Here is a 12,055-nt window from a genome sequence, read left to right as displayed (position 1 = left end):
AAAAATAAATATTATATTAAACATCTAGATTTCAGATTTATCTGTTATGTAGGTGTTTTTTGTTATAAACTATCATAAATTTAAGACTTTTCAATCTATTTTTAATCTAACGAAAGGGGAAAAAACAAGGATATTTCAATTAACTGTATAAATTACTATAACATATAAAAACACCCCATCAAATGGATCCTACAACTTTTTTTAGTTATGTCCGTTAAATGGGGTGTGATTTTTATAAAAATAATGAATATGAGTTTAAAACTATTTGACATGTATTAAGTAGAAATTAATATTTTTATCGCCCCAACCTAAATCCCAAGGTACATGATATCTATCAATAGTGTGAGTATTAACAAGAGGATAACCATGAGAATCAAAACCGGTAACCATAGCAAAATGATCTATATCGCTACCTTTAGCATAACATATAAGATCGCCTATATCTAATTTTTGTACTGCACCACATGGATAACCAGGAATGGGAGAAATTAATTCCTTAAATGTCCCTTTTCCTAGTAGTTTTCCTCTGCCACTATAAAGCAAATAATTTTTAAAGGCATCAGCATTAACCCATGCCGAGCTTCCGTCGGCTCCGTCATATTTTTTGTAAGTACAGTTCCAAGTGCCATCAAATTTTAGGCCACCACCCTCTTTATCTCCCATTGATTGAGATACATAATTTGTGCAATTTCCACCAATACCGGTATAGTTTGTGTACCTTTTATTATATTTTGTTGAATTTCCACTTGCCCATGGTATTCCACAGTATTTATCTGCGTATTTAACAGCATTTATTTTGTCATAATGACCTTTGGTAATAACTTTTAATTCAGATGACATTTTAGGGCAATTATCCAGCTTATAAATAGGCTGTTTATTAGCATTAAGTTTAACGTCTTTTATTTCACCTAAATAAGATTTTAATGCATCTTCAAAGCAATCTAAATACCAATCGGAATAAACTACCCATTTCCCTTCTTTTTTGATTAATTCAATAGAGTGTGTTAATCCTACTCCAAAAACATTTGTAGTGGGTGCTATATCATTTTTATAAGAATACTGAAATTTGTAATATTCATCCACTAATAAGCGAAGGCCTCTTTTGGTACTAGTTATTTTTCTAACTTTGGGGGTAGATTCAACTTTTATAAAATTCATATCTCTTTGACTTGACCAATCATTAAAATAACTTAATCTTTTTACTTCATGTTCTAAACTCCATTTCCCAAGTTTTTGAGAGGTATCAAAATAATTAGGGAGATTAGTAAGATCTTTAGTAATAAACATGGAGCAACGTTCTTTATAAATATCTTCGAGTGCTTTTGTAACTTCAGTTTTATCAGAATCTATTAAAGCTATTGTAGGAATAGCAGTGTCTTTATTTATATAAAAAGTATCTGGTTTATAGTAAAATAAACACAACAATAAAATAAGTGGAAAAATAATAATAGAAATACGAATTCGGTTAGTGCTTTTTCTCATGAATTGATACACCTCCAATCTATTTAAATCAATAATAAAATAAGTACCAATTTAGTATTCCACATTATTAAGATTTCTTGCAAAATTTAAAAATAAATTATTGTTAAATGTCGAAGAATTATTCATCAAAACAGAGTTAGCTAATATACTTTATAATGGCAATTAATTTTTGTGAGGTAGATTATGTATGGCATATAGGGATACAACAAATGAAGTCCTTAATATTTCTTTACCTGTAGTTGCGGAGATAACAGTATATACATTAATGTCCATTTTTGATTTGATGATGATTGGCAAATATGGCGGGAATGTAGCAGTAAGTGCTGTGGGATTAAGTAATAATTTAACAAATGCATTTATAGGAATATTTGTTTCAGGAGGTTTTTGTATAAGTATTGTTTCACTAGTTTCTAGACTGGTAGGTGCAAAGCAGTATAAAACCGCTGAAAAATTCGCAGCAATAGGATTAATTTTAGGTGTTATATTTTGTTTAATTATTACAATTTTTATTTTTAATTTTGGAAAAGAGCTTCTTTATATACTTGGAGCTAGAAATAGAATTTTAGAAATAGGATATTCATTTATAAAAGTTAACTCTATAGCTATGTTTTTTTGTATGAACATGAGGCTTTTAAATTCTATTTTAATAGGATACGGAAACACTTTTATACCATTCATATGCTCCTTAATTGTAATTTCCTTTAAAATGATTTTTAATTACTTATTAATTTTTGGTATTGGATTTAAAGCAAGGGGGATAGAAGGGTTGGCTATAGCTTCTATAATTGCTTATTTAGGTGGTTTTATTTTGTCCTTTTACTATACTGTTTTTAAGTCTAAAATTAGGTTTAAACCCTTTTTTATTTTCAGTATTACTTTTAGAGATGTCAAAAAAATATTAGCACTCGCCATTCCTTGTTCATTGGAAGAAACAGTTTTTAGCATAAGCAAATTGATATGTGTTGCCATTATAATTCATTCTGGAAGCGTTTCCTATGCAGCGGATGAAATAGCTAATATGATAGAAGGAATTTCAGTTATGCCCAGTACTGGATTTGGAATCGCAGTTATTACTTTAGTAGGACTTAATATAGGGAAAAAAGATTATAAAAAAGCAAAAATAACTGCGTATAATTGTGTTTTTTATGCTGTATTTATGATGAGCATATTTGCAATAATATTCTTATTTATGTCCAACATTCTGGTAAAGTTTTTTGTAAATGAAAATGAAAAGAGGGTTGCTTATTTAGCAGGGAAATGTCTTGCCATCGGAGCAGTAGAGCAACCGTTTATAGGTATATCGGTAGTCTTTGCTGGTGCATTAAAGGGGTTAGGAGACGTTAAAAGCCCATTTTTTATTTGTTGTTTTACAAGTTGGATTATTAGATTACCATTAACATTTTATATTATTTATATTTTAAAATACCCAATTACAGCGGTATGGTGGATTACTGCGGTGCAATGGGGAATTGATGCATTGCTCATGTTTTGCCTCTTTAAATACAAATTTAGTAAATTACCGAAAAGGTCTACAAGGATAATATAAAACATAAATTATGATTGCTATACATATGGAATTTAATTATAGTAATTAGTATACCTAATTTATTATATGTTATGTATACAATAAGTTAAGATAACACAATTTTTTTAGGACAATACAGTAAGTTCCACTTATTATATAGATTACTTAGGGTAAAATAAATTTAATGAACAATATATGTTTTATTAAATTTAAGGAGGAAATAATGTGAAAAAGAAATGTTTAATTAGATTTATAGTTTTATCCCTTGGGATATTTTATTTATCTGTTAATTCTTGTTTATTAGGTAGTCAAAGAGCATCAGGATATTCTATAGCAAATAGTAAAGATGAAAAAATTATATATTTAACCTTTGATGATGGACCTAGTGTTATGACAGATAAAGTTTTGGATATACTTAAAGAGAATAATGTAAAGGCTACTTTTTTTCTTATAGGAAATCAAATTAAAGGTCAAGAAGCTATAGTAAAAAGAATATATAATGAAGGGCATAATATAGGTCTGCATTCTTATACGCATGAATATAAGAATATATACCCCAGTAGAAAAGGGTTTATATCTGAAATGTTACAAACTCAGAAAGAAATTAATGAACTTATAGGAACTAATCCAACAATAATAAGATTTCCGTCTGGTAGTAGTAAACATTTAACTAAGGCTTTTTTAGAACAACTTCATAGCTATAATTTTAAAGTATATGATTGGAATGCTACTATGTCTGATGGAATAAATGCTAAAGCTCCCGCTAATAAGATGTATACAGAAGCTACGAAAAATACCGTTACAAAGCATCCTATAATATTGCTTATGCATTGTGATTATATGCATAAAAACACATGTAAGGCACTACCTAGGGTTATAAAGTTCTATAAAGATAATGGATATGAATTTAAAGTTATTAATGATGAAACCCCTGAAAATTATTTTCCTATTAAAAAGTAATATGTAAATAGATTAATTAAATAATATTATCAAACAACGAAATAGCTGTAATATAAGCTTAAATTTCGATTTTTTCAAATTGATATTTAAGCTTTATATTATGGAATACTAGATTGTTTATAAAGTAGTGTATAATATGATATATATTATTTAATACATATTGGGGGAATACATATGATTAGAGGTATAAGTTTAGTCGCAGGCTCTGAATCTACAAAAATAGCTTTGTTAAAGCAACTTGAAGAATACATAGATATCAAATATGTAAAAAGCTATGCTATAGAAAATAACAAAATTCATGACATTATAGAAAATGATTTGGTAATTCTTTCAGGCGAAATTGTTAAGCGGGAGTTAATTGAAAAGGGTTTGTTAAATACTAAATGTGATATCATTATTGCAAAGAGAACTATAAATTATGACCATATTGATGAAATATTCTTAATACCGGAAAATACCGAAGTGCTCTTAGTGAATGATTTAAAAGAAAGTACATATGAAACGATAGAAATATTTAAGGAATTGGGTATTGACCACATTAAATGCGCACCATATTATCCAGGAATCTTAGAAATTAATGAAAGAATAAAAATCGCTATAACTCCAGGGGAGACAGATAAAATTCCTGGTTTTATAGAAAAAAAATATGATATAGGACCAAGAATAATGGATCCTACTACTATAATAAAAATTTTAGTTAAGCTAGATCTATTAGAAAAAAAATCGTTTGTATTTTCTCAAAATTATCTTTTCAAAATAATTAGCATTGCAGAAAAATTAGGTAAATATAATAATAAAATAATCAAGATGAATTCACATCTTAATTATGTTATTGATGGACTTCATCAAGGGTTAATTGTATATGATAAAAATGGAATAATAAATGTATTAAATGAAGACCTAAAATGCAGTTTAAAAATAAATAGTAATAAATTAGTAGGTAAAAGACTCAAAAATGTGGTATATAATAAAAAACTTTTAGAATATCTTATGGATAATACAGAATTTGGTGAAAAAGGGTTTAATTTAGAGGGGATAGATATATCGGTTAATAAATTTCAAATTGATGATAATGATTATACAGTAGCAGTATTTAAGAAGTACTATGATACAACAAATGATAACAAGGAAAAAAATCTTATAACAAAAGGATTGGTTGCTAAATATTCCTTTGATGATATTATAAGTGATAATTCAAATATGCAAAAAACAAAAAACATAGCAAGAAAATTAGCAAAAACAGATTTAACTATATTAATTGAAGGAGAGAATGGTACGGGAAAAGAACTTTTTGCTAGTGCTCTACATAAAAGCTCAAGACGGAGAAAAGAACCGTTTCTCGCCGTAAATTGTAGTTCATTACCTGATGAGCTTATTGAAAGTGAATTATTTGGGTATGAAGATGGAGCATTTACAGGTGCAAAAAAGGGTGGAAAACCCGGTTTATTTGAGCAAGCAAATGGGGGGACTATTTTTTTGGATGAGATAGGAGATATTTCATTAAAAGTTCAAATAAGATTACTCAGAGTGCTTCAAGAGAAAGAAGTTATGAGGATAGGCGGTAATGGCATAATACCTGTAGATGTTAATATAATAGTAGCCACTAATAGAGATCTGTTTAAAATGATAGAAGAAGGCCAATTTAGAAAAGATTTATATTACAGATTAAAAATAGGATACCTTAAAATCCCCCCTCTACGTGATCGTAAAGAGGATATAGAACCGCTATTGAAATGTTTCCTAAACATGGAAAGTAGACAAGAGATTAAAATTGAATGTGATGTAATTGAAATACTAAAAAAATATGATTGGTACGGGAATGTACGCGAACTTAGAAATACAATAAACTATATGCTTGCTATAAGAGATAGTGATACTATAACATTAAATGAACTGCCAGATATAAGTTTCTTTCAAAATTATGATACTAAAATTAATGAAAGTTCATGTTTAACTATTGATTATTTAGATAGGGAACTTAAGTATATACTAATGCAGGTACATAAATTGAGTAATGAAAGAATAATTGTAGGAAGAAAGATTATTTCAGAAGAAAGTAAAAAAAATAACTTTAATATGAGCGAATCAATGGTTAGAACTAGATTAGAAAGGTTAGAAAGAAAGGGCTTAATTGTAAAAGGTAAAGGGAAAAAAGGTACATGCCTTACAGAGTTAGGTGAAAAAGTAGTATTACAAAAATAAAATAAAATTTAATATGATAATTTAAAGATATATTATAATGAATGGTGACCATTAAGCATAATTGGATGCTATGTGGTCACCATTCATTTTTAGTTTATAAAAATAATTGAGGCTATGACTAACGTATATATGCAATTAACTCAATTTAACAAAAATATAAATTGGCATATAAATTGCTACTATATAAAACATATGAATTAAAGGGGGAATCATAATGGTGCAAAATAAAAAGAAAAACTGTGATTTTAAAATGCCGGACACTTATGTAATCGTATTCTTTGTTGTCTTATTAGCGGCACTATTAACTTATATCATGCCTGTAGGCAGATTTGAGATTAATTATAAAGCTTATGATGCTAATGGCAAAAAAATTGTTGAAGTTGCAGATGGGCAAAAAGCTTCTTTTCAGGTACATAACCAAAATTATATTATTGACTCTTCAGGTGAAAAAACTTTATTAATTGAAGAAGGCAAAGACGAACCAGTAGGTGAAATAAATAAGGGCAAGGCTAAGGCTTTAGAAGTAAAAAAAGATGATAAGGTATCTTTTAAGATAGTACAGGAATTTGGTAAATTTTTTTCGACGGGAGAAAAAAAAGGAGTTAAACTATTTGCAAGTGGTGGAGAGATGGGCTTCCTTAATTATATATTTGAGGGTCTTGTAAAAGGAGACAAGTGGGGAAGTGCAGTAGGTGTTATAGCATTTATTTTAGTAGTCGGTGGTTCATTTGGAATTATATTAAAAACTGGCGCTGTTGAGGAAGGTATTCTTTCAATGATAAGTAAAACCAAAGGGAAAGAGGTTATACTTATACCATTAATCTTCTTATTGTTTTCATTGGGAGGTGCTGTATTTGGTATGTCGGAGGAAGCAATTCCATTTGCTATGATTATTATTCCATTAGTAATAGCCATGGGATATGATGCAATAGTTGGTATTATGATTACTTATGGTGCAACTCAAATAGGGTTTGCTACATCATGGATGAATCCATTTAATGTGGCCATTGCACAAGGTATCGCAGGTATACCTATTTTATCTGGTGCAGGATTTAGGATAGTTTTATGGGTATTCTTCACTACATTAGGCATCGCATATATTTGGTTTTATGCTAAAAAGATAAGAAAGAATCCATTATTATCAGTTGCATATGAATCAGACGGCTTTTATAGAACGGATTTCAAAAAAAAGGAGCTTAAGGATATTGATTTTACATTTGGACATAAGTTAGTGCTTGTTACCATAGTACTCGGAATGGTATGGGTTGTATATGGGGTTACTAAATACGGGTACTATATTCCGGAAATTGCAACAGTATTTTTTACCATGGGACTTGTTTCAGGTATTATTGCTGTAATATTTAAGCTTAACAATATGAGTGTAAACGATATTTCAATTTCATTCAAAGAAGGAGCAAAAGACTTAGTTGGAGCTGCATTAGTAGTAGGTATGGCACAGGGTATTATTTTAGTACTTGGAGATTCGTCTCCTGTAACTAACTCTGTTCTAAATACTATGCTTAATGGTATGGCTATTACACTTAGTGGGCTTTCTTCAGGATTAAATGCATGGTTTATGTATATATTCCAAGCGATATTTAACTTCTTTGTTGTTTCTGGATCAGGTCAAGCGGCTATAACAATGCCACTCATGGCACCACTTGCAGATATGGTAGGTGTAAGCAAACAAGTTGCAGTATTGGCGTTCCAATTAGGTGATGGATTTTCAAACCTAATTGTTCCAACTTCAGGATGTCTAATGGCTGTATTAGGTGTTGCAAAATTAGACTGGGGTAAATGGGCAAAATTCCAAATGAAATTTCAAGGTGTATTATTTGTTACATCTTCAATTGTAATGTTTACGGCTGTAGCAATAGGTTACTAAAATACTTATAATGAAAGGAGAATTAGCATGTTAACGTTAATTAAGGGAGGAAAAGTATACTCGCCACAGTATATGGGAAAGAAAGATGTTTTAATATGTGGTGATAAAATAGAGCTTATAGAGGATAGTATTAATATAGAAAATAGTGGGTTAGAAATTAAAGTCATAGAAGCATATGGAAAATTATTATTCCCAGGATTTATTGATTCGCATGTCCATATTTTAGGAGGAGGAGGAGAGGGTGGATTTAAAACCCGAACTCCAGAAATAAATTTATCTGATTTAACAACTGCAGGGGTAACTACAGTAATTGGGTGTTTAGGGACTGATGGTATATCAAGAGATGTGAAGTCTTTACTTGCAAAGGCAAGAGCCCTTGAAGAAGAAGGAGTATCAACATTCATATATACAGGATCGTATAAGATACCGATTAAATCTATAACTGGAAATGTGCAAGAAGATATTATTTTAATTGATAAAATTATAGGTGTTGGAGAAGTAGCCCTGTCAGACCATCGATCAAGCAATCCAACATTTGAACAGTTCTCACAATTAGTAGGAGATGCAAGAGTAGCTGGGATGTTATCTGGAAAAGCAGGAATCATAAATGTTCATATGGGTGATGGTAAGGATGAACTTAACTATCTGGATAGGTTAGCTGAAGAAACGGATATACCGCTAACTCAAATTATTCCAACACATATAAATAGGAATCCATCCTTATTTAAAAAAGGTTTAGAATATGCAAAAAATGGTGGGTATGTTGATTTAACGACAAGTACTACAAAAAAATTTCTAGAAGAAGGAGAACTGAAATGCAGCACTGGTCTTAGAATTATGCTTGAGGGATGTGTTAATATTAAGAATATAACATTTACTTCAGATGGACAAGGAAGCCTTCCAGACTTCGATGATAAAGGCGAATGTATTGGTCTTAAGATTGGGGGATGTGATTCGCTATATAAAGAGGTAAGAGATGCTATAATTAATGAAAATGTTAGTATAGAAAATGCAATTAGTGTAATAACATCAAATCCTGCAGAACACTTAAAACTGAAAACAAAAGGATACTTAAAGGTTGGCTTTGATGCAGATATTGTTGTAGTTAATGAAGATGATTTAAATATCAATACTGTAGTAGCAAAGGGTATAACAATGATTCATGAAAATAAGGTTTTGGTTAAGGGAATGTTTGAAAAATAAACAAGCTATTAGTTGTAAAATATATATTTTACAACTAATAGCTTGTTTATTTTTGTTTATTTATAATATCTATTAAAATCTTCATTCTTTCATGAATATTTGGTTCTATGTTATCACGCTTATAATGAAAATCATTTGGATCTAATAAGTAACTATGAGTTACTCCAAACAGTGTTTTATTTTCCTTGATTCCTTTTTTTAATATTTCTGAAAGTTTTTCAATGTTAAAGTATTCGAGTCTTAACTCTTCATTCTCATTTTGTGCGTAGACAGGTAAAGAAGTTAATATATTTTTTGTTACTTTATACTGAGGTCTATAAATATTGTGAGATTCATATTTTATATTAGTTAACTCTGATAATATTTTTGATGTATTATCATCTATTGAAAAATATCCTCCACGAAAAGCCTCAATAGGCTCAATTCCTATTTTTGAAATATATTCGTAACAATGCTTTATTATAATCTTTTGCTGATCATAAGGGTAGTAGGATATTAAATCTTCATCGCTTTTTATAAATGGACAAAGCTTTTCTATATGTTCTGGCAAATTATTTGGATGAATATGAAGGCCAAATATAACTTTATAATTATTTTTTATCTTTTCTATTAGATTTAGCTCATTCATCATTTCGGCAAAAAACGGAGTTATGAATAAAAGTGTATATATATTGTTCTCGGAATTTAATTTTAAAAGCCTCTCTAAATTCATTACATTGCTTTTTAAATTTTTATCGAAATTGTATCCTTCACAATCTATAGTTAAAACAAAATCGAAATTTGGATATTTAATATACTTATCTAAAAAATACTTCATAAATTAACACAACCTCCTAATAAACATTGCAAACTTGCAATTTGCATTGTATAATCAAATTACAGTAAGTAACAACTTAATTATACAATGCAGATTGTTACTTGTCAAAAAGTTAGTAACACTCAGTCTCACACTGATTCATAATACAATTTTAAAATTAATACTTTGAAATTTTAAAGCCTTTCAAAATATAATTCAATTATTAGTACATCTATTTTTCAAAAACAAAAAAATAAAACTAAGAAGGATAAAGGTGTTATTTTATTTTAAAATAACAACTATTTTGGTTCTGCAATTTTTCAAAAAAATGAATTAAACAAAAGAAGAGAAAGACAAGGAGGATGATAATATTGAAAACTATAGGTTTTCCAAGAATGCATAAAGAAATAAATGAGAAAAGAGATTTTTTGCCAACATTTTTTGATATACTTCAAAAGGAAAAAGTGAAAATATTTCTTGAAGAAGGATATGGTTCGGCTTTAGGTTATACAAAGGAAGATTATTTAAATAAGAATAGCACAATACAATTTGTATCTAATAAAGAATCTTATGAAAAAGATATAGTTGTAGTTTTAAGATCTCCAGAGTTTGAGCAAATTGATTATATGAAAGAAGGAAGTATTTTATTAAGTATGCTCCATTATCCAACTAGAGCTACCAGAGTAGAAAAGCTTAAAGAAAAAGGCATATTTGCTGTTTCTATGGATTCTATTAGAAATGATTTTTCAGAAAGAATTGTTGTAGATTATGAGGGAACTTCAGGAAATGGAATTAATGCAGCATTTACTGAACTGGCAAAAAACTATAAAAATACTTGCATTGAAGAAAGAAAACCTATAATTGTGAGTATAATGGGAATGGGACGGGTTGGTTTAACCGCAGCAAGACTGGCAGGTAAATATGGGAATAACAAAGCAAATGAAGATATACTTAAGGAAAAAACTAAAGGTGTACTTGTTAAGATGCTACCTAGAAATATAACTGATGATAAAAATCATATGATTGAAATTCTAAAAAATACGGATATTTTAGTAGATGCAACTACTAGGGATGATGCAACAGAGTATATTGTCAGTAATGAATTATTAGGATATTTAAAGGAGCATTCTATAATTTTAGATTTAACATCAGATCCTTATTTATCAGATGTTTTTCCTATTCAAGTAAAGGCAATAGAAGGTGTACCACATGGAACACTAGATAAAATTGTTATTTACCCTGCTGATGACGAGTATAGTACTATACCAAAGTGTTTGAAATCACTTAATCGAAGAACAGTAGTAAGCTGTAATGCTTGGCCGGGAGTTAACCCAAAGGGTTGTATGGATTTATATGGTAAACAACTTGTATATATTGTACAAAATCTTATAGGATATTCTGTTGATAATTTTGATTTATATAATAATGACTATTTTAATAGATCAATATACAGAGGAACTATTGAATGTTTTGAAGAAAGTTTGAATGATTATGGAGATGAAATAGTAGATGTAGTAATATAATCGTAAAAGCTGTGAACTTGACTTTCACAGCTTTTACAAGTATATAGGATAAATATCCATCTGAGTTATTTTAATATCGGTTATAATTATAGTATAATAAGGGCTAATATTAGTAACTATTTTTTTTAAAACCAGTAATAATATTATTTTATTGTCTAAAATAATATTTCTATAACTAGTGAATTAATTGCATAGTGTTTATTATTTATGATGAATTCTAGTATTTCAAGTTCACCAGTTCCAGATTCTAATAGTATATTATTATTCATATTTTTCCTCACTTTCAAATAGGTATAAACATAGCATTTTAAAATAAATATTTATATTTATATTTCAAGCAAAATGTCCATAACTTTACTTTTAAATGTTAAAATAAAGCTTTAAGTAACAAGTTAAATTTAAAAATAGTAAAATAGAATATAAAAGTGAAATTTTCCAGTAAAATATGGTAAACTATATAGTATATAGTAAAATGTTAA

The 12,055-nt window shown here is 28.8% G+C and carries 8 protein-coding genes and 1 pseudogene; 6 read left to right on the top strand and 3 right to left on the bottom strand.

Annotation, left to right across the window (positions count from 1 at the left end):
* Positions 1–261: 261 nt before the first annotated feature.
* Entirely contained in the window at positions 262–1,482 is a 1,221-nt protein-coding gene (locus KTC92_RS09060) for an amidase domain-containing protein (RefSeq protein ID WP_220286457.1), read from the bottom strand.
* A gap of 187 nt (positions 1,483–1,669) precedes the next feature.
* Here KTC92_RS09060 and KTC92_RS09055 point away from each other — a divergent pair, with 187 nt between their 5' ends.
* The 5 genes from KTC92_RS09055 to iadA all read left to right on the top strand — a co-directional run bounded on the left by KTC92_RS09055 (position 1,670) and on the right by iadA (position 9,257).
* Positions 1,670–3,028, top strand: a complete 1,359-nt coding sequence (locus KTC92_RS09055) for an MATE family efflux transporter (protein ID WP_220286456.1) — start codon at positions 1,670–1,672, stop codon at positions 3,026–3,028.
* A 204-nt stretch (positions 3,029–3,232) separates the two neighbouring features.
* Positions 3,233–3,967, top strand: coding sequence for a polysaccharide deacetylase family protein (locus KTC92_RS09050; RefSeq protein WP_258280751.1), 735 nt, complete (start codon positions 3,233–3,235; stop codon positions 3,965–3,967).
* A gap of 174 nt (positions 3,968–4,141) precedes the next feature.
* The gene (locus KTC92_RS09045; protein ID WP_220286455.1) at positions 4,142–6,169 is read left to right on the top strand and encodes a sigma 54-interacting transcriptional regulator; all 2,028 of its coding nucleotides are present in this window, start codon (positions 4,142–4,144) and stop codon (positions 6,167–6,169) included.
* Between the two features lie 214 nt (positions 6,170–6,383).
* Complete coding sequence (gene yfcC, locus KTC92_RS09040) at positions 6,384–8,054, top strand: putative basic amino acid antiporter YfcC (RefSeq protein WP_258280750.1); 1,671 nt, start codon at positions 6,384–6,386, stop codon at positions 8,052–8,054.
* A 27-nt stretch (positions 8,055–8,081) separates the two neighbouring features.
* A complete protein-coding gene (gene iadA, locus KTC92_RS09035) occupies positions 8,082–9,257 on the top strand; it encodes a beta-aspartyl-peptidase (protein ID WP_216302709.1) in 1,176 nt (391 codons plus the stop codon).
* A 46-nt stretch (positions 9,258–9,303) separates the two neighbouring features.
* Here iadA and KTC92_RS09030 read toward each other — a convergent pair whose 3' ends face one another.
* Complete coding sequence (locus KTC92_RS09030) at positions 9,304–10,074, bottom strand: hypothetical protein (RefSeq protein WP_220286454.1); 771 nt, start codon at positions 10,072–10,074, stop codon at positions 9,304–9,306.
* Between the two features lie 350 nt (positions 10,075–10,424).
* Here KTC92_RS09030 and KTC92_RS09025 point away from each other — a divergent pair, with 350 nt between their 5' ends.
* Complete coding sequence (locus tag KTC92_RS09025) at positions 10,425–11,576, top strand: alanine dehydrogenase (RefSeq protein WP_220286453.1); 1,152 nt, start codon at positions 10,425–10,427, stop codon at positions 11,574–11,576.
* A 167-nt stretch (positions 11,577–11,743) separates the two neighbouring features.
* On the opposite strand, the pseudogene KTC92_RS09020 reads toward KTC92_RS09025, so the two are convergent.
* A pseudogene (locus tag KTC92_RS09020) lies at positions 11,744–11,845 on the bottom strand (chemotaxis protein CheV); the annotation flags it as partial.
* Positions 11,846–12,055 lie beyond the last annotated feature (210 nt).

This window comes from Clostridium sp. CM027 (genome assembly GCF_024730565.1).
GTDB lineage: Bacteria > Bacillota > Clostridia > Clostridiales > Clostridiaceae > Clostridium_AD > Clostridium_AD estertheticum_B.
The sequence above is the reverse complement of the archived record's forward strand: the minus strand, read 5'-3'. Positions and strand labels throughout refer to the sequence as shown.

Bases quoted from the DNA above. Each gene is read 5' to 3' on its own strand.
- yfcC (WP_258280750.1), top strand. From the start codon at position 6,384: ATGGTGCAAAATAAAAAGAAAAACTGTGATTTTAAAATGCCGGACACT.
- iadA (WP_216302709.1), top strand. From the start codon at position 8,082: ATGTTAACGTTAATTAAGGGAGGAAAAGTATACTCGCCACAGTATATG.
- KTC92_RS09045 (WP_220286455.1), top strand. From the start codon at position 4,142: ATGATTAGAGGTATAAGTTTAGTCGCAGGCTCTGAATCTACAAAAATA.
- KTC92_RS09030 (WP_220286454.1), bottom strand. From the start codon at position 10,074: ATGAAGTATTTTTTAGATAAGTATATTAAATATCCAAATTTCGATTTT.
- KTC92_RS09055 (WP_220286456.1), top strand. From the start codon at position 1,670: ATGGCATATAGGGATACAACAAATGAAGTCCTTAATATTTCTTTACCT.
- KTC92_RS09060 (WP_220286457.1), bottom strand. From the start codon at position 1,482: ATGAGAAAAAGCACTAACCGAATTCGTATTTCTATTATTATTTTTCCA.